Raw genomic sequence first — 20035 nt, 5'->3', positions numbered from 1 at the left:
TCCTTTTAATTTTGAGTCCATTGCGCCTGAACAGCTTTCTGGTTGGCAACTTCCCTTATTTCTCCCGGAGTAAGATCCACATCCGTTTTTGTAAATTCCGGGATATTAAAGGTTTTGACAAATTCTTTATAAAATGCCGGATTTTCTTGCGGTAAAACAAACGGTTTACTTGCATCTCCGTTTTTATCGATATAAGAAATATAAGGCCGGGCAGTTAAGCCATCGCCGCGTTTGCTGCTAAACACCAGCCATCTTCCGTTCGACGACCAACTGTGGTAACTCTCTGTAAATTCACTATTCAATTTGCATTCTGAAACCTTAAAACTGTCAAGGTTTACCGAATATAAATCAGCTTCTTTATGCCATATGGAGAAACAACCGTAGTCGTGCAGCGTAAAAACCAGGCTTCCTCCATTGGGCGAAATACGGGGAAAAGAAACGCTCTTTCCCAGCGCTGCTGCGTCAAATATCTGTTCCGGTTCAGCAAATGTCCTTTCTTCTGGATTGAATGCAACTCGGTATAAATTATACTTGATATCGCGATAATCGTAATTCTTAGCTATTTGGCGGGCCCGGCAAAAATACAGGAAGCTACCATCAGGCGACCACTCGGGATAGGTATCCATAAACTGCTTGTCCTGATCTACCGGAACCTGCATCATTTCATTTTTTTGCACATCGTACATCACCAAAGATGAATTCAGATCAGAGACTTCAATCTTTTTGTTCTCCTTAGAATGAAATTGTTGCACAACTTTATTGGACGAAAAAGCTACGTATTTTCCCGATGGGTGCCAACGCGGATACACAGCACCATTTTGCATTTCTTTAGTTTTCAGGTTTACTTTTTTCAGATCACCATCTTCTACAAAATAAGTACCTCCTAAATTGCCTCGCATGTGGAACATAAAATCCTCATCATTCTGATTATTAAATGCATGACAGTTTACGCAATTTTGCCCCACAACATTATTTTCAATAACTGCTTTTTCCTGAAAGCTTTCCAGGCTTCGTTGCACAATGCTTATTTCAGTCCAGCTCTCATACCCCGGATATAACAAACGGTAATACAAAAACGGATCAACCTTTTCTGCCGAAACACTATTACTGAATGTAGGATATTCATTCCATTCACCTTCTTTTTCAATATAGATTTGATAGTTTATTTTCGCCCCTGTGTTTTCTGCCAGAAGTTTTTCCCATTTCTTTTCCGAAAAACAAAATACACCATCGCGCGATGAAACGGCAAAACCACCAGCTTCTTCACCAGAAATCATTAAATAATAGGCATCTCCCGCTTCTTCTACAATAAAATTCAGGGGTGCAATATTTGAGGGTATTCTCACATCGTTGTAGTCAGGATATATTTTTACCGGCTCATTATTTTTTACAGCTTCCCCATTTGGTGTTGAAACACAGGAAATCAACAGGAATAGAAAAGAGAAATATAGAAATGCGATTTTCAGTTTCATGTTTAATTTATAAACGGTAGTTTTTGTAAATCCTGAAATTAATAAAATCATTCAAATACAATCTTTAAAAGAAGTGGAAAAATTCATTAGAATTACAGTTCAAACAATTACATTTCAGAAGTAAATCTTCAAATAAGTTTAATATTCGTTTAAATTCTCATATTTTGATTTCAATTCGTTTTGATAATAAATTATAATTTTTACATTTGCTTCAACATTACAAAAACAAATGAGAATTTTATCTATCAATATTATTGTCCTACTCGTTGTCATTCTTGGAAACACTGAGAAAGGCCATTAATTTGTATAGATAGTTAAGATATTTATAAGCCTTTCTCAAAACAGAGAAAGGCTTTTTTAATGCTATAACAGACAGAAAAAGACAAAAAAGTATGCATAACACATTACGAAGCAACACAACCACGCAAGGCCGTAGAATGGCCGGGGCACGTAGCCTTTGGAGAGCTAACGGAATGAAAGAAGAACACTTTGGAAAACCGCTGATTGCAATTGTTAACTCGTTCACACAATTTGTTCCGGGGCATGCTCATTTACACAAAATAGGTCAGTATGTAAAAAGTTTAATTGAAAAAGAAGGTTATTTTGCTGCTGAATTTAATACCATTGCCGTCGACGATGGTATTGCAATGGGCCACGACGGCATGTTATATTCGCTTCCGTCGCGCGATGTGATTGCAGACAGTGTTGAATACATGTGTAATGCCCACAAAGTTGACGCAATGGTTTGTATATCAAATTGCGATAAAATTACCCCCGGAATGATGATGGGTGCTATGCGCCTGAATATTCCGGCAGTATTTGTATCGGGCGGACCGATGGAAGCTGGTGAAATTGACGATAAATACCTCGATTTAGTTGATGCCATGGTTGTGGCGGCCGACACAAATATTGAGGATTCATATGTACAACAAGTAGAGGAAAATGCTTGTCCTACCTGCGGATCGTGTTCCGGAATGTTCACAGCAAATTCAATGAACTGTCTGGCCGAAGCAATTGGCTTGGCACTTCCCGGAAACGGAACAGTTCTAGCCACTCACGCAAACAGAAAGAAACTATTTGAAGAAGCTGCCAAGAAAATTATAACGGCCACAAAAGCATATTATTTCGAAGGCGACGATTCGGTACTTCCCCGAAGCATTGGTTCACGCGATTCCTTTTTAAATGCCATGAAACTTGACATTGCCATGGGAGGATCAACAAACACTGTTCTCCACTTGCTGGCGATTGCCCACGAAGCCGAAGTTAGTTTTACCATGAACGATATTGACCAGCTTTCGCGTATTACTCCTAATTTGTGCAAAGTAGCGCCTAACGGTCATTATCACATTCAGGATGTAAACCGTGCCGGCGGAATCCTGTCCATTTTAGGAGAGTTGGAACGTGGCGGGCTGATGGAAACCAATGTTTCGCGCATCGACGGAAGAACCCTTGGCGAAGCCATTGCCGCTTACGATATAAAACGTGATACGGTAACTGAAGATGCTATTAAGCGATTTAAATCGGCGCCGGGAGGTGGACGTAACCTTGTTATGGGATCGCAGGAAAGCTATTACAAGCAGCTGGATGACGATCGTGCCGAAGGATGTATCCGCGATTTTGAACATGCATACAGCAAAGATGGCGGTTTGGCTATTCTTTTCGGTAACATTGCTGAAAAAGGATGTATTGTAAAAACTGCAGGAGTGGATTCGTCAATCTTTAAATTTAGTGGAACAGCTAAAGTTTTCGATTCTCAGGATGATGCGGTAAACGGTATTCTTGGTGATGATGTTCAAAAAGGAGATGTTATTATTATTCGTTACGAAGGGCCAAAAGGCGGGCCGGGCATGCAGGAAATGCTCTACCCCACTTCGTACCTAAAATCGATGCAACTGGATAAACATTGTGCACTGATTACCGACGGACGTTTCTCAGGTGGAACATCGGGATTATCAATCGGCCACGTTTCTCCGGAAGCTGCAGGTGGCGGAGCGATTGCACTTATTCGCAACAACGATAAAATTGCCATCGATATTACCGAGCGCTCGATTAACCTGGTAATTTCTGACGAAGAATTACAAAAACGCCGCAACGAAGAAGAAGCAAAAGGTGCAAAAGCGTGGAAACCTGCAACGCGAGTCCGTAATGTATCGAAAGCGCTAAAAGCTTATGCAAGTCTCGTTTCATCGGCCGATATGGGAGCCGTAAGATTAATTGATTAGTAAAGAATAAGAATAAAACAAAGAACAAACAGATAGCCGGTTACAGCACCGGCATTAAAAAACAAACAATATGACAGCAAAAAAAATTACCGGCTCACAAGCATTGATACTGTCGCTTATGGAAGAAGGGGTGGATACCATTTTTGGCTATCCTGGCGGTGCCATTATGCCCATTTACGATGCGTTGTATGATTTTGACAAAGAGGTAAAACATATTTTAACCCGCCACGAACAGGGAGCCATTCACGGTGCCCAGGGCTATGCCCGCGTCAGTGGCAAACCCGGAATTGTTTTTGCAACCTCAGGCCCTGGTGCCACTAACCTGATGACAGGAATTGCAGATGCAATGATTGATTCAACGCCTTTGGTATGTATTACCGGGCAAGTTGCATCTCCACTGTTAGGAACCGATGCTTTCCAGGAATCGGACATTGTGGGGATGTCGATACCTGTTACCAAATGGAATTACCAGATAACTACTCCGGAAGAAATTCCTGAAGTAATGGCACAGGCATTTTATATTGCAACAACAGGTCGTCCGGGGCCGGTTTTAATTGATGTAACAAAAGATGCACAGTTTGGCGAGCTGGAATATAAATACGAGAAATGTAAAAAAATTCGTAGTTACGTACCGGAAACCAGTATTGATCCGCACCAGATTAAAGCCGCTGCTGATTTAATAAACGAAGCTAAAAAACCATTGCTGTTTGTTGGCCAGGGAATCATTATCAGCCATGCAGAAGAAGAAGTAAGAACTTTTATCGAAAAAACCGGAATTCCTGCAGCCTGGACCCTATTAGGACTTTCGGCATTGCCTACCGACCATCGGCTAAATGTGGGAATGTTAGGTATGCACGGAAATTATGGGCCTAATAAACTCACCAACGAAGCCGACTTGATTATCGCTGTTGGAATGCGTTTTGACGACCGTGTTACCGGCAAGGTTAGCGAATATGCAAAAAAGGCCAAGATCATTCACATTGAAATTGATCCGGCAGAAATCGATAAGATCGTAAAAACAGACGTGAGTGTATTGGCTGATGCAAAAAAAGCATTAAAAATGCTTATCGATAATGTAAATCCCAATAACCACGAGAACTGGCACAACGAGTTCAAGAAATGTGATGCTATTGAAAACGAAAAGGTTATACAGAAAGACCTGTACCCGACAAAGCCGGGATTAACGATGGGAGAAGCTGTTAGAATAGCATCTGAAAAAACAAACCACGATGCCGTTTTGGTTACCGATGTTGGTCAACACCAAATGGTTGCTCAACGCTATTTCCATTTCAAAAACTCGCGAAGCAACGTAACTTCAGGAGGTTTGGGAACCATGGGATTTTGTTTGCCGGCATCGATGGGAGCACAACTTGGAGCACCCAACCGTACCGTTATTGCAGCAGTTGGCGACGGAGGTTTTCAAATGACCATTCAGGAATTAGGGACCATTGCACAGAACAAATTACCGGTAAAAATAATGTTGCTAAACAATAACTTCCTGGGAATGGTAAGACAATGGCAGCAGCTATTTTTCGACAAACGATATTCATTTACCGAACTGCACAATCCTGATTTTATTACTATTGGAAAAGGATTTGGTATTGAAGGCCATACCGTTGATAAACGAGAGGATCTGGATGCCAGTATCCAAAAAATGATCGATCATGATGGTCCCTATCTGCTCGAAATTAAAATTGAGAAGGAAGACAATGTGTTCCCGATGGTTCCAACCGGAGCATCAGTTTCGGATATAATTTTAGAGCCATAAATTCGTAACTTGAATAACGAAAAAAGTAAAAAAAATGAAAGAAGAATATATCCTTACAGTTTATTCTGAAAACCACATTGGTCTTTTAACAAGGATCACAAACGTTTTCACACGCAGAAAGACAAATATCGACAGTCTTACCGTATCTGAATCGGCATTGCAAGGCGTTTTTAAATTTACCATTGTGGTGCATTGTACCGATGCGATGGCCAAAAAACTGGTTAGTCAGATTGAAAAACAAATTGATGTGTTGAAGGCTTTCTATCACACCAACGATGAAATGATCTTCCAGGAAATAGCGCTGTATAAAGTTCCTATTGAACCGATTTACGAAAGCGACAAAATAGAGCAAATCGTGCGTAGAGCAGGGGCCCGGATTCTTGAAATTACAAAAGATTATGTGGTAATTGAAAAAACCGGTCATAAAGAAGATACGCAGGCACTATTCGAGGAATTAAACGAATTTAAAGTTATGCAGTTTATCCGCTCGGGAAGAGTTGCTCTCATGCGCGACCCAATCGAGCGTTTATCTGAATTCCTGAAAGAGCGCGATGCTTTTTTAACAAGTTTAGATTAAAAAATTCTACAGTCCAAAACTACCAGCCCGTCAGGTTTTCTGACGGGCTTTTTTATCTTTCAGGCTGAAGGTTATTTTTAAATCCTCTAATCAGCTTAGATCAATCTTAATTCTTTTGTTAACCTTTTGAAATTTATCATTTGTCATACATATTCATCAAAAAAGAATCATCAACTTTGTGAAAAACTGCACTTTTACAATGAACCTTACTATCGACAAAATTGATATCTACCAATCGCCCATCAAATTAAAAGAACCTTTTGTTATTTCTCTGGGCCCTATGTATCACGCCCAAAATGTGATCGTTGTTATTCACACAAACCAGGGCATTACAGGCTTTGGCGAATGCAGTCCTTTTATGACCATAAACGGTGAGAGCATGGAAACGTGTTTTGTTGTGGGGCAATACCTGGCAAAAGTTCTGAAAGGAAAAAATCCGGAAGACATTGAGTCGTGCACACATGTAATGGACAAAACCATATACGGTAATTCAAGCATAAAAAGTGCGTTCGACATGGCATTGTATGACATCTCTGCACAAAAGGCCGGTGTACCACTTTATCAATTTCTTGGTGGACAAAACAACAAGGAAATGCAAATTGATTACACGGTAAGTCTTACTTATCCTGAAAAAATGGCTGCAGACGCAAAACGCATTGTTGATAACGGTTTTGAAATTGTAAAAGTAAAGCTTGGCCACTCGAAAGAACAAGATGTGGAAAGCATAAAAAGAATACGTGAAACAATAGGTCCGAAAATTCCTATTCGCTTAGATGCTAACCAGGGATGGAAAACCGAAGAAGCGCTCGATATTTTAAAAGCGCTGACACCTTATAAAATACAACATTGCGAAGAGCCAATTCCGCGTTGGGACTACATGAAATTACCTGATATCAGACGGTTTAGCCCAATTCCCATAATGGCCGATGAAACCTGCTGCGATCATATCGATGCAAAACGACTAATCGATATAAATGCCTGCGACTTAATAAATATTAAACTGAGCAAATCAGGTGGTATTTTCAAAGCACTAAAAATTACGAATTATGCCAAAGCCGCAAAAATGGAAATTCAGGTTGGTGGTTTTCTTGAAACGCGTTTGGGATTTACTGCAGCAGCCCATTTTGCACTTTCGTCCAGGAATATTGTTTATTACGATTTTGATACGCCGCTAATGATGGAAGAAGATCCGGTTGAAGGAGGGATACTTTATGGCGAGAAAGGCAAAATTACCATTCCCGAAATACCCGGATTAGGTGCCAGTATTAATGAATATTTTCTTCTTGGATTAAAAAAAATAAGCATTTAAACGAGTTGTCAATTCTATAAACACACAGTTTCGTTCAAGATTTTATTCGGTTCTTGCGCATTTTACAGGATTAAAATTATTCGCTTCTTTTCATTAACTTTGATAAGCAAACAAAAAAAACGTGTGATGAAAGCGAGATGGCATAATATTTTACTCTTCCTTATCATCTCCGGATGTATTCCATCCGGAGTTTTGTATGCACAATTACCGCTAACACGCCAAGATACTACCCCGTTAAGCGATGAGATAGAAGTAATTACCATCACAGCTTTTCGTTCGCCGTACAATATTTTTAATACGCCGGCCCCTGTCAACCTGGTGCAAACCGAGGAACTTGAATCGGGCGATGCGCTCACTCCCATCGATGCTTTAAACCGCGTTCCCGGAGTTCTAATGCATCACGGCACATTTAACACCAACCGTTTAACTATTCGCGGAATTGGCTCGCGAACACCTTATGGCACCAACAAAATTAAAGCCTATTTTGGCGAAATACCGTTAACTACCGGCGATGGCGAAACCGTTTTGGAAGACCTTGAAAACTCGGCTATTCAGCGCGTTGAAATCATTAAGGGACCATCGTCTAGTTTATACGGAGCCGGGCTTGCCGGCGTTCTTCTTTTTCACCCCAAAACAGTTGATAAGGATTTTATTAAGAACAAAACAACCTTAGCCTCATTCGGTACGTATAAAAGCACTTTATCGGCCGGAATAAGCACGAAAAAGCTTCAAATTTATACACTTGGCTCATTACTATCGAGCGATGGCTACCGCAAAAACAATTCAACCAACCGCGGCAACTTTCTCATTAATTCAATCTATAATTTTTCTGAACGATCCAACCTTCAGTTTTTAATCAAGGCCACCAAAATGAAAGGTTACATTCCCAGCTCACTTGACCAGGAAACGTTTCAGAATAACCCGGAAAGCGCAGCTCAAAATTGGGCATCAATTAAAGGTTTTGAGGAATATACCAATTCACAGGTCGGAGCTTCATTCAATCGTTTTACACTTAACGACGGCAAAATATCAGTTGGAGTTTTTGGAAGTATCCGCAACCTTGACGAACTGCGGCCATTTAATCGACTGGAAGAATCATCAGACTACATCGGGTGGCGCGCGTACATTCAAAAAGTTATCGCCTCTGAGGAGTTTCGTGTGGTAATGACAACAGGAATTGAAATGTTCCGCGAAACATACGACTGGAAAACTTTCGATAACGACAACAACCAGCTATTATCGGATAATAAGGAGAAACGACAATACGAAAATCTCTTTGTTCAGCTTGAGTCGAACATAAAAGACCGTGTATTTATTTCTGCAGGTTTAAACGGAAACCTTACGCGTTTTAAATACACCGATCTCTTTACTGCAAATGGCGATCAGTCGGGTAACCGAAATTACAAACCGGTTTTGTCGCCACGCCTTGGTATTAACTTCTTGTTAAACCATGAGAATTCTGTCTTTGCAAACGTGAGCCATGGTTTTTCAACGCCTACATTCGAAGAAACTTTAATGCCTGAAGGAAACATCAATCCCGATATAAAACCTGAATCGGGATGGAGCTTTGAGACGGGATTCAGGACACAATTTTCCAACCGTTTTAAACTATCGGCGAGCTATTTCCGCATTTATGTCGACAACCTGCTTGTTGCACACCGCACCGGCGAAGATGCCTATATTGGTGTTAATGCGGGGCAATCGGTACACCCGGGTTTTGAAGCCGAATTTACCTGGGTAAGCATTACGCACAAGAAAAAACCGTTGCTAACTCTTTATGGAAACGCCACATTGGCGAACTACCATTTTAACGAATTTGTGAATTTAGGAACCGATTATTCGGGAAAACTTCTTCCCGGCACAGCCAAACAGACATTCAGCATCGGCACCAAACTGAATCCAATCGAAAATTTTTCGCTTAACGGCTGGTACCGCTACAACGGAGAAATGCCAGTAAACGATGCCAACTCAACATTTTCAGATGCCTTTGGGTTAACCAGCGCTGAAATCAGGTATCAGGGAAAAAAAGGTAGCTTTGAATTTGATCTACGCGCAGGTATTCAGAATATTTTTGATATTCATTATGCATCAATGTTAGCAGTTAATGCCCCGTCATTTGGTGGCAATCCACCGCGCTTCTATTATCCTGGCAATCCAAGGAATTTCTACGTCAGCATATTAATCGGCTTTACCGGGAAAGAATAAGTAGTTTTCAGAAACAAACTGGTATCAAAAACGCTATTTGGCAACAATTTTAATGGTCGTTCTACGATTTAACCGGCGCCCTTCAACTGTTTCGTTGGTAGCCACAGGTTTTGTATCGCCATATCCTTCCGATTGTAAACGATCGATTGAAATGCCATTTTCAGACAAATAATCTATCACCGATTTTGCCCTCAATTTAGAAAGTTCAAGGTTGTTTTCCGCGTTACCCGAGCTATCGGTGTGTCCCTGAATCTCCACTTTTAAACCACCATTATTTATAAGAAATTTGACCAGTTTTTGTAGTTCAGGTTCCGATTCAGGAAGAATGGCAAACGAATCGGTTTCATAATAAATATTGTACAAATCCATTTCTGCGCCAACTTCTATCGGCTCAAGCTCAATATTCAGAATAAACGGCTCAGTTAAGGAATTTTCATCAGCCAGTCGCATCGAGTGCGAATAAAACATAAATCCGTCCTCAGAAACATTAAACGCATAATTACGCCCTACAGGCAAAGCCAGCATAATCTGGCCCTTTTCATCCGCCCTTTCAACGCGTGGATCACTTACAGCCGAATTGAGATTAAGCAGTTCGATATCGGCCATAACCGGAGCTGAAGTCGCCCTGTTTGTAACTTTAGCCTTTATATAAGTAACAGGACGCGGCTGCAAACCACGATCGAGATTAAATGAGAATATATCGAGTCCGTTATCCGATTCTCGTGCCGATGAAAAATAGGCAACATCTCCAATCGAACTGATTGTGAGCCCCATATCATCTTTGTAGGTGTTTATCGGGTAGCCCATATTTTTCAGGTCTTCTACCTGCCCATTGTCGTTAATGTGGGCAGTAAACAGGTCCAGTCCTCCCATACCAACATGCGTATCGGAAGCAAAGTAAAAGTTATGGTTATTGGCATGAATAAAAGGCGAAATTTCGTCGCCTGATGTATTCAGCGCTTCCATGTTTTCCGGCTTTCCCCATTCCGGTTTTTCATTATCTGCAAAACCGTTGAAAGCAATTCGCCAGATATCTTTTTGCCCTTTTCCGCCACTTCGGTTACTTGAAAAATAAAGGTAACGATTATCCGACGACAGCGAAGGTTGTCCTTCCCATGATGCAGTGTTTAAAGGTGCTCCGGCATTTTGTGGCTCGGTCCATTTACCATTTTCCAATCGCGAGAAATAAATATCGCAACTTCCCAAACCGTCCTCACGATTACAAGCGGTAAAGAATAGTATTTTCGCATCGGCTGATAAAGTTTGTGCGCCTTCATTGTCCCGAGTATTTACCTCGCTCATTGGCACGGCATTGTCCCAGTTAAACGAATCGATCTCCGCCATAAAAAAATCTTCCTGGGGCCGGCCATTACCTTTCAGTAAACGCGTAAAAACCAAATGCTTCCCATCTAACGACAGCGTTGGCCAGTATTCATCGTTCGAGGTATTTATCTGATCGCCCAAATTGGTGGGTTCAAAAGCTACCGGATTTTGAATGCTGTTTATGGCAAAACGGCAACTGGCAATTTTACAGGCCAATAAAAATTGCCGCTTCTCCGGGATATTCTTGTTCTCCTTGTATTTTTCGTAAAAGCTGAGCGCTTCAGAATACATGCCCAACTTATAAAATGACTCTGCTAACCTAAAATCAATCAGCGGATTATCATCAAATTCAACGGCTTTTGTTAAGTGTTTTATTTCCAATCGGGTTGAATCAATGTCTTTGTAAATTTCGGCTAATAAGAGGTGCGCATTGGCATACTCGGGATCTTTTTTTAAAAGCTTATTCGATGTTTCAATCGCCGCCGGGTAGTTATCATCAACATAATACTTTCGGGCTTCTTCAAATAACTTATCCGAACGTTTTGAATCCTGAGCCTGTGCACCAATCCAAAAAGTAGTACAAACAAGTAGTAAAATAATATTTTTCAATCTATTTATCGATAACATATTACAATTGCTTCCGTATAACACTACAATTTTATAAAAATAATAAACGACAGAATTGTTTTATCTATTTTTTTTTATTTTGCCTGCGAAAATTATTTATTCTAACGATTTAATTATTAATTACATTGGTTTGCTGACGTGATGAAAAAGAAAGTAAACAAAAACCGTCTCCCCGAATTAGACAAATTCGACCGAAAACAAAAAAAGTACGCTGGTTCGCGTGACAAAAGTTCTAAACAAAGATTAACAATCTACGACGAGTTCGAGGATGAAGATTTGCTTGACTATTCTTCTGATATCGACGAACTGGAAGAATAAAGAATAAACATATCAATTCTTTATTGCTTAGCAGTGGCGGCAGATGATTTAATCATAAAATGCGTCAATACCAGGGTATTGGTAGCGTGCTTTGGCAATATTCTCAGGAAATACAAAGTACGAAAGTTCAGCTTTTGCACACTCTTCACCATCACCATCATAAAGTGATGCACTGATTTTTGCAATTCGTCCCTCTACCGATTCCAGTTTTCCTTTCACGGTTACCTCACCTTTTGAGACTTTTACCGGTTTTAAATAGCTTACCTGCATGTTGCTGGTTACGCCGGCAGTTTTCAATTTTACCATCACTAACCAGCCTCCAATTTCATCAAGTAAGGTAGCCTGAATTCCACCGTGTAAAACACCAATCCATCCTTCATAACTACGTTCCGGATTCCATTTTGTAATTAGTTCGTCGTGGTTTTCCCAGAACTCGAGCTGCAACCCAGAACTATTGTAAGGCGAACATGCAAAACAATTGTATTCACCGATATTTTTAGGTTCTTTCCAGGGATTTCTGATTTTTTTCATCGTTAATAATTCTCTCTTTAGTTTTTCTTCACCCCCTATCGTCACTTTGTTCCGATTGTCCCCCTAGAGGGGGACAGGAGCGCCGAAGAAGCGACAGGGGGTCTATCAATTTTAGCGCACTTTTCCCGTAACTAAAACGAGCCGGTAAAAACCAGCTCGCTTTTCAACTATTATAAAATTTCTAATTATTTCCTAAGATAATAGGCAGTCCGTCTTTTCCGCTACCAATAACAATAACTTTTGAATTGGGCGATTCTGCCAGAGATGTTGTTGCCTCAATTCCTCGTTGAGTTAGGATCGCATCGGTTAAACTGGCATCAATAATTCGGTTATAAGCCGCAATACCATCTGCTTCAATACGACGACGTTCTGCTTCCGAAGTTTCCCTTTTCAATCGGTATTCATAAGCCAATGCTTCTTGTTCCTGCTTCAATTTGCTTTCAATAGCCGATTTAATTTGCTCGGGTAAATTAATGGAACGAATCAACAAAGCTTTCATTTGAATATAGTTTTCACCTAGTACTTCGCGTGTTTCATCAATAATTGCCTGTTCTACTTCTGCCCTTTTGGTTGAATATATTTCTTCGGCAGTGTAGCGCCCGGCAACTTGTCGCACGGTTGAACGAACTTCAGGAATAACCAATACATTTATGTAGTTAATTCCGAACTGTTCGTACAAGAATCCAATCTCATTAAATATCGGGTTAAAACGCACGGTAATGTCCATGCTAACAGATAAACCACTTTTATCCAATACATCCATTGGTTCATCTCGTTGTTGCTCACGTACAGGAAATATGTACATTTTATTCCAGGGAGCAATTATATGAAAACCTTCTCCATAAATATTTTCCTTATCTAAACCCGAGGTATATGGTTTAAAAAGCACTCCACGCTCTCCAGCATCGAGAATTAGAAACATTCGGCCGCCAAAAAGCAGCAAAACAATTACAACAACAACACCTACTACCAGATAAGTTGATTTTAAATTGAACTTCATAACCTTTTTTCTTTTAATATGATTAGGCAAATGTACAAAGTTTATAGGATGTGTACTGCCTAAATTATGTTTTATTTAAATACGGTAAATAAAGCATTGCGGGCAGCAGCAATCTTTTAATTTTGGTGATGAAAAATTATGGATAAAAAAATTAATTAATTTTATTTCATGAAACGCGGATGTAAAAGGTTTTTAGTACAGAAGGATTATTTTTCGCGAGTTCCACCGAGTACAATTGGTAATTTAAAATGATAATGAAATGAAAAAACTGTTATTACTTCTGATTGCGTTTCTGGTGGTTAACACTTCGTTTGCGCAACATTTCTTCGATACCGATTTTAATACCCGCAAAAAATACATTATTCTTTGCGATCCGTCGGTGCATCGTATAAAAACCATTCAATACCTTACTGATCACAATATCCTGAAAGTAAATAAAAACAAGGTGAAATTTGTGGGTGTTTATTACGAAGGACAAACAACCGATTTTTCAGAAACACAGGATTACATTGAAGAAAACAAGCTCGACAATTTTTTTCTGCACGAAATTACCGGCGAGCTGAACGAAACGAATTTATTTCAGGAAAATGATGTTACCGCCCAGCTGAAAAAGGTTTTCGACAATTCAATCGGGATTATATTTTTTGGTGGTGCCGATATTCCTCCGGCCATTTACGGTGAGGAGAATACAAAATGTGGCGTATACACACCTGCACGTCATTATTATGAATCTACTTTTATATTTCACTTGCTGGGAGGCTACCAAAACGAATCGTTTAAACCATTCCTGGCAGAACGCCCCGATTATGTGGTTACCGGGTTTTGCCTGGGCATGCAAACCATGAATGTAGGAACCGGCGGCACAATGATCCAGGACATTCCCGCTGAAATCTACCATGCCGAAACACCCAAAGAAACCGTTGCCATTGGCCGTGCCAACATGCACCGCAACTACTGGCAATTAATTGAGGATGATTCGCTTTTTATGGGCATTAACCTGCATACCATACAATTTACTGACAACCCGTTTTTTGGAACGGCCATAAAAATATCGAAAAAAGCTACTCCCCGCATATGCAGCAGTCACCACCAAGCCATTGAAAAACTGGGAAAAGGATTGGAAGTAACCTGTTTATCGCCTGACGGAAAAATTATTGAAGGAATTGTACATAGCACCTACCCGCATGTTTTTGCCGTTCAGTTTCACCCCGAAGTTTCAGCTTTGTACGAAGATATGGACCTGAAAATCTTCCATCCGGATGATGAGCCAAAAACTTATCATGATATCCTTGGTAAATCGGATGTAAAATTTCATAAAGATTACTGGAAACACATTTCTGATTCTTTTAAAGATGTGAAAAAGCCAAAACGAAATTAGTAGTTAAACTTATTTCGTTCGTTTTTTCCATATCGTAATTTCAACCACGGATACTTCAATTTTACGGGAAGAAACAGTTTTCGCTGCAGGCAGATTTTGCGGTTCTTTCACCAATTCAAAATTATCCTGAAACAGCGCCTTTATGCCTTCGAATGAGGTAACCGGCTCACCATCTTTTTTAAATGCGCCGGGCCAATTCTCTCGTTTTATTCCGTTCTTCTCCCAGTCGTAAGTAGAACCGAGAATAAAAATCCCACCAACATTTAAACGCTCGTGAATTGTTGACAAAAATTGTTTCGGGTTATACAGCTCTTCCAATAAATTAATGGCTAAAATAACATCATAACCGGTATAAATTGGCTTCAGATTGTTGGCATCGGCCTGCATAAACTGTAGGTTACCTTTTGGGTTCAATCCATGCTCTGATAATTGCACATCGCTATAATGCACCAACTCACCTTCGTCTTTAGTAATGTATCGAATAAAGCCCTGCTCCTGCAATTGAATCGCCATTCGGATAAAACGCGCTGAAAAATCAAGTGCTGTTATCTGCTTAAAAGAATTGGACAATTCGAAGGCTGTCCTTCCGGTATCGCAATTTAAATCGAGAAGTTTTAGCGAATTTTGGTCGCCGGAATATTGCTTGCAGATTTCAGCAATACTTATTGGAAAATTATCAAATCCTAAAACCGGATTTCCGTAATTGAATTCACACGACCGCGCTACTTCCGAATCCGTTTCATAAGAATCGTTCCGAATAGTCAGCGGGTTTTCAGATTCCACCAGCCGGAATCCGGCATGCTGATAAAAATGCCTGCGGAAAGCATAACGCGCGTGCCATGTAGCTTCGTTTCCTGTTGAAATCCAAGAACCTCCTTTAATCATATTGTGCTTCCCATCAAAAGTTGGGGTTGAAAAATCGTCGTATAAAGGGTGCACTTTAAACCCGGGATAACCGGTAACCGGTGTTTCGGTCCACTGCCACACATTTCCGATAATATCGTAAAAATCGCCCTGCTTAAATTGATTTACCGGACATGGCGACACATACTTTTCCAATCCGATATTTGCCTGCACTGTAGCATAATTATCATCGGTTATCTCGTTTTGTTCTGCCAAACAATACCACTCCGCTTCGGTTGGCAAGCGATAAGTTTTACCTGTTTGTTTTGTTTTCCAGTTAGCAAATGCTTTTGCTTCCAGGTAATTCAGTTCTGTCGGCCAGTCCCAGGGCATTTCAATTTCCTGATCAAAAAGCCGCAGAAAGTATTTATCTGCTGTTTTTCTCCAAAACAATGGAAATTCTGCTTTCTGATATTGATACCAACTCCAGCCTTCCTCTGTCCAGTATTCTTCCGTTTTGTATCCACCATCATTAATAAACTCAAGAAACTCACCATTCGAGATAAGAAATTCCGAAGCTTTAAAAGCATCAACCTCAACCTTGTGTTCGCCGTATTCAACATCCCAGCCGTAAAAACGATGATCATAAGGCTTTCCAATTATCACTTTTCCTCCTTCAACATTTAACATGAGGTTCTCAGGTGCATCGCCCGATTCCTTGCATGGCACGTCGAAAACATTGGGTTTCAGAAATTCCAGCGGCAATTGCCTCATCAGCACCGACGAAGTTTCGATATGAATGCGCTCGTGTTCAATCCCCATCATGATTATCCAAAACGGATTCTCCCAGTTAATGGGCAGAGTCAGAGAAGTGGAATCGATCACATTTAATACTACATCTTTCACTTTCTGGCGGTATTCGAACACCTCTTTTACGGTAGGCCAATCGTAATTCGATTCGTTTAAATCATCCCAACTCATTTCGTCCACTCCAATGGCAAAAATCGACTCGAAATGGGAGTTTATACGATGATCAATCATTTTAGCCAATATCAGTTTATTGATAAAGAATACAGCAGTATGGCCGTAATAAAAAATTAGCGGATGTCGCAGCGGATCTGCTCTACGAAAAAATGCTTCGTCGTTTTTTAAGTGCTCGTAAAGTTTTTCGTCGAGCGAATATGTTTTTATAAAGTAATCGCGGATTTCAGCTTTTTTACTTTCTCGGTCTCCGTTAACAAGATCTATTGTATGGGCTATCAAATCATTCATAATCTATGGTGTTCTTCAAAAATCGGATTTCAAAATAATAACGAATATAGTCAGCTTATAGCAAATCGAAGATTAAAATTGTTTAAGTTATTGATAAATAATAATCAAAAAAAAACTAGCAAAGCCGCTGTTGCAGATAAACCTTTTCAAAATCGAAAATAGCGCTTTTGTCGGCTAACAATTTGGGTTGAACCAGTTTTGCACAAATCTCGAAACCCATTTTTTTGTACAAGGAAACAGCAGTTTCATTTTCTATCCAAACTCTTATAAAAGCGTGGTTATATTTGTTTCGATCTGCATTTTCCAAAAAATGATTCAGCAACTTTTTTCCAATTCCCTGCCCTTGTTTTGATTTTTCCACCATCATTTCTGCCACGTAAACCGAACGATTTATAGCATACTCCCGAGCAATTTCTTCCGGAAGCCGGCGGTCGAAACTTAAGGGCGTAAGTAAAATAGCACCGACAATTTTATTTTCCTCCATGGCAAAAACTCCATATCCCACATTAAAAATCGATTGAAGGTAGGCTGCCGTTTCTTCCTCGCTATGATATTGAAAGCTTTTACCTGATGAAAATGTGTCGATATACAAACTCACCAGATTGTTTTTATAAGCTTCAAAATTTTGTGCTTCTACACCTATCAAGTTCATGAAACAGTATCTTTTCGTATTTAAAACACTAACACCGAACAGCTCTTTCTGTTTTATAAGATTGTTTAAAATATCTTTCCTATTTTTGCGGCCGCATTATATATACGATAAGCAAATGAGTTTTTTAGAAGAAATACAACGTCGTCGCACCTTTGGAATTGTTAGTCACCCGGATGCCGGAAAGACCACCTTAACCGAGAAACTGCTTCTTTTTGGTGGAGCAATCCGTGTGGCAGGTGCTGTAAAAAGCAACAAAATTAAAAAAGGGGCCACTTCCGATTTTATGGAAATCGAGCGCCAGCGTGGTATTTCTGTAGCTACTTCGGTAATGGGATTCGAGTACAACGGATACAAAATCAATATTCTTGATACACCGGGTCACCAGGATTTCCAGGAGGACACTTTCCGCACACTTACTGCTGTCGACAGTGTAATTATTGTTATTGATGCAGCAAAAGGTGTTGAGCCGCAAACCGAAAAATTGATGAACGTTTGCCGGATGCGCAAAACACCGGTTATCGTTTTTGTGAATAAAATGGACCGACCCGCACAGGATCCGTTTACTTTGATGGATGAAATTGAAGATCAGCTGAAAATTAAGGTTCGCCCCTTAAGTTGGCCCATCAACAACGGCCCCGACTTTAAAGGTGTTTACAATATTTTCAACCGCAGCCTAAAACTTTTTACTCCTGATATTCAAGCGATTGAAGAGCGGATTAAATTTGAAGATATATCGGCCCCTGCCTTGGAAGACCACATTGGCGACGATGCCGATGTTCTGCGTGAAGAACTGGAGCTGGTAGAAGGTATTTACCCGGAATTTAATAGCGATGATTATTTGGCGGGAGAACTGGCACCGGTATTTTTTGGTAGTGCGCTGTATAATTTTGGGGTGCAGGAATTGCTCGATTCGTTTGTTGAAATTGCGCCGGTTCCACAACCAAGTACTACTGAAGAGCGCGTGGTAAAACCGGAAGAAAAAGGTTTTACAGGATTTGTTTTTAAAATTCACGCGAATATCGATCCGAATCACCGAAGCCGGATTGCTTTTGTGAAAATTTGCTCCGGAAAATTCGAACGTAATAAAATGTACAAGAATATCCGTTTGGGTAAATCATTCCGTATTTCGAGTCCGACAGCTTTTATGGCCTCGCAAAAAGAGATCGTTGAAGAAGCATTCCCGGGAGATATTATTGGTGTTCCGGATAACGGAAACTTCATTATCGGCGATACTTTAACCGATGGCGAAGAGCTAACATTTAAAGGCCTGCCAAGTTTCTCACCCGAGATGTTCCGTTTTGTAGAAAATGCCGATCCAATGAAATCAAAACAACTGGCAAAAGGAGTTGATCAGTTGATGGACGAAGGAGTTGCTCAGCTTTTTACCAGTGCTTTTAACGGGCGAAAAATCATCGGGACTGTGGGCCAACTTCAGTTCGAAGTAATTCAATATCGTTTAGAGCATGAGTATGGTGCAAAATGTCGATTCGAACCGCTTTCGATGCACAAAGCCTGCTGGATTGAGTGCGACGATGAAAAAGTGCTAACCGAATTTAAAAAACGCAAACACCAGAAAATGGCAAAAGATAAAATTGGTCGAGATGTGTTTATGGCTGACTCGTCTTTTATTTTGCAAATGGCTCAGGATGAATTCAAAGACATCAAGTTCCATTTTACATCCGAGTTTTAAAGCAGCCAAGGAAAAAGTAAAAAGTAAAAAGGCAAAAGTTGAGAACAGCCTGATGGTCGAAATCCCGATTGAAACATCGGGAGCAAAAACGAAGAGGAAGTGTCATTTCGATCCGTCAAGTGACGGAGAGAAATCTCCACCTTTGGAAATAAGATTTGTCAGTCACTGTTTCTTTAAAATGACAAAAGAATTGATACATTTACCTTATGGAAGCAAGCTTTTACGACAGCACACTTTTTACTTACGTTTTATTGCCAGGACTTATTTTCATATCGCGTGTGGCAGATGTTACTATCGGAACCACCCGAATTGTTATGGTCTCGAAAGGACATAAATTCTGGGCGCCATTTCTTGGTTTTTTTGAAATGCTTATTTGGTTGGTTGCCGTTTCTAAGATATTCCAAAACCTTGATAACTGGGTTTGCTATATTGCTTTTGCTGCAGGTTTCGGAATGGGTAATTATGTAGGCTTACGTGTTGAAGAAAAGCTGGCTGTTGGAATTGTTAAAATACAGATTATTACCCGCAAAAAAGCCGGTAAACTGATAAAAAAACTGGGCGAAGCCGGATACGGAATTACGCACCATGAGGCCAATGGAACAAACGAAAATGTGAGTATTATTTACAGCATCATCAAACGCTCTGAGATCAACAAAGTGGAGCACATCGTTCAATCGACCAACCCGAAAGCATTTTATTCGGTAGAAGATGTAAAGTTTGTTAACGAGGGTGTTTTCCCTGTGCGAACAGCTACGTGGCGTTGGCGAAAAGGGAAATAGAAAGTCAGCAAGTTCAATTGGCAATAACGCAATAGGCAAAGTTTTAAATTGCCTCTATTCCAATTAAAA

15 protein-coding genes are annotated in these 20035 nt (G+C 40.2%); 9 read left to right on the top strand and 6 right to left on the bottom strand.

Translation table 11 applies throughout. From position 1 onward, the window contains the following. Window positions 1-5: 5 nt before the first annotated feature. A complete protein-coding gene (locus tag G0Q07_RS09065) occupies window positions 6-1523 on the bottom strand; it encodes a TolB family protein (protein WP_163345791.1) in 1518 nt (505 codons plus the stop codon). Window positions 1524-1864: 341 nt separating this feature from the next. Between G0Q07_RS09065 and ilvD the strand changes: the two genes are divergently transcribed. The 5 genes from ilvD to G0Q07_RS09040 all read left to right on the top strand — a co-directional run bounded on the left by ilvD (window position 1865) and on the right by G0Q07_RS09040 (window position 9553). Continuing rightward, window positions 1865-3694, top strand: coding sequence for a dihydroxy-acid dehydratase (ilvD, locus tag G0Q07_RS09060; protein WP_163345790.1), 1830 nt, complete (start codon window positions 1865-1867; stop codon window positions 3692-3694). A 70-nt stretch (window positions 3695-3764) separates the two neighbouring features. Continuing rightward, window positions 3765-5462 carry a biosynthetic-type acetolactate synthase large subunit gene (gene ilvB, locus G0Q07_RS09055; protein ID WP_163345789.1) on the top strand — a complete coding sequence of 566 codons (1698 nt, stop codon included), beginning with the start codon at window positions 3765-3767 and terminating at the stop codon, window positions 5460-5462. A gap of 34 nt (window positions 5463-5496) precedes the next feature. Beyond that, window positions 5497-6039: an acetolactate synthase small subunit gene (gene ilvN / locus G0Q07_RS09050; protein WP_163345788.1), complete on the top strand. Its 543-nt coding sequence runs from the start codon at window positions 5497-5499 to the stop codon at window positions 6037-6039. Between the two features lie 199 nt (window positions 6040-6238). Then, window positions 6239-7348, top strand: coding sequence for a mandelate racemase/muconate lactonizing enzyme family protein (locus G0Q07_RS09045; protein ID WP_163345787.1), 1110 nt, complete (start codon window positions 6239-6241; stop codon window positions 7346-7348). Window positions 7349-7474: 126 nt separating this feature from the next. Next, window positions 7475-9553 (top strand): TonB-dependent receptor, encoded by a 2079-nt coding sequence (locus G0Q07_RS09040; RefSeq protein WP_163345786.1) that lies wholly within the window; start codon window positions 7475-7477, stop codon window positions 9551-9553. Between the two features lie 33 nt (window positions 9554-9586). Here G0Q07_RS09040 and G0Q07_RS09035 read toward each other — a convergent pair whose 3' ends face one another. Next, the gene (locus tag G0Q07_RS09035; RefSeq protein ID WP_163345785.1) at window positions 9587-11485 is read right to left on the bottom strand and encodes an OmpA family protein; all 1899 of its coding nucleotides are present in this window, start codon (window positions 11483-11485) and stop codon (window positions 9587-9589) included. A 159-nt stretch (window positions 11486-11644) separates the two neighbouring features. Here G0Q07_RS09035 and G0Q07_RS09030 point away from each other — a divergent pair, with 159 nt between their 5' ends. Next, a complete protein-coding gene (locus G0Q07_RS09030) occupies window positions 11645-11821 on the top strand; it encodes a hypothetical protein (protein WP_163345784.1) in 177 nt (58 codons plus the stop codon). Window positions 11822-11869: 48 nt separating this feature from the next. Here the strand turns inward: G0Q07_RS09030 and G0Q07_RS09025 are convergent, their stop codons facing one another. Together G0Q07_RS09025 and G0Q07_RS09020 are read right to left on the bottom strand one after the other, a co-directional pair. Beyond that, window positions 11870-12352, bottom strand: a complete 483-nt coding sequence (locus G0Q07_RS09025) for a PaaI family thioesterase (protein WP_163345783.1) — start codon at window positions 12350-12352, stop codon at window positions 11870-11872. Window positions 12353-12533: 181 nt separating this feature from the next. Continuing rightward, window positions 12534-13352, bottom strand: coding sequence for a prohibitin family protein (locus G0Q07_RS09020; protein WP_163345782.1), 819 nt, complete (start codon window positions 13350-13352; stop codon window positions 12534-12536). Window positions 13353-13611: 259 nt separating this feature from the next. Between G0Q07_RS09020 and G0Q07_RS09015 the strand changes: the two genes are divergently transcribed. Next, window positions 13612-14730 carry a gamma-glutamyl-gamma-aminobutyrate hydrolase family protein gene (locus G0Q07_RS09015; protein WP_163345781.1) on the top strand — a complete coding sequence of 373 codons (1119 nt, stop codon included), beginning with the start codon at window positions 13612-13614 and terminating at the stop codon, window positions 14728-14730. Between the two features lie 9 nt (window positions 14731-14739). Here the strand turns inward: G0Q07_RS09015 and ovoA are convergent, their stop codons facing one another. Both ovoA and G0Q07_RS09005 read right to left on the bottom strand, forming a co-directional pair. Then, window positions 14740-16845 carry a 5-histidylcysteine sulfoxide synthase gene (gene ovoA, locus G0Q07_RS09010; RefSeq protein ID WP_163345780.1) on the bottom strand — a complete coding sequence of 702 codons (2106 nt, stop codon included), beginning with the start codon at window positions 16843-16845 and terminating at the stop codon, window positions 14740-14742. 115 nt (window positions 16846-16960) lie between these two features. Next, complete coding sequence (locus tag G0Q07_RS09005) at window positions 16961-17497, bottom strand: GNAT family N-acetyltransferase (RefSeq protein ID WP_163345779.1); 537 nt, start codon at window positions 17495-17497, stop codon at window positions 16961-16963. A gap of 115 nt (window positions 17498-17612) precedes the next feature. On the opposite strand from G0Q07_RS09005, the gene G0Q07_RS09000 reads away from it, so the two are divergent. After that, window positions 17613-19187, top strand: a complete 1575-nt coding sequence (locus G0Q07_RS09000) for a peptide chain release factor 3 (protein ID WP_163345778.1) — start codon at window positions 17613-17615, stop codon at window positions 19185-19187. A gap of 206 nt (window positions 19188-19393) precedes the next feature. Further along, entirely contained in the window at window positions 19394-19966 is a 573-nt protein-coding gene (locus G0Q07_RS08995) for a DUF2179 domain-containing protein (RefSeq protein WP_163345777.1), read from the top strand. Window positions 19967-20035 lie beyond the last annotated feature (69 nt).

Origin of the sequence: Draconibacterium halophilum (genome assembly GCF_010448835.1) — a bacterium.
Classification (GTDB): domain Bacteria; phylum Bacteroidota; class Bacteroidia; order Bacteroidales; family Prolixibacteraceae; genus Draconibacterium; species Draconibacterium halophilum.
The sequence above is the reverse complement of the archived record's forward strand: the minus strand, read 5'-3'. Positions and strand labels throughout refer to the sequence as shown.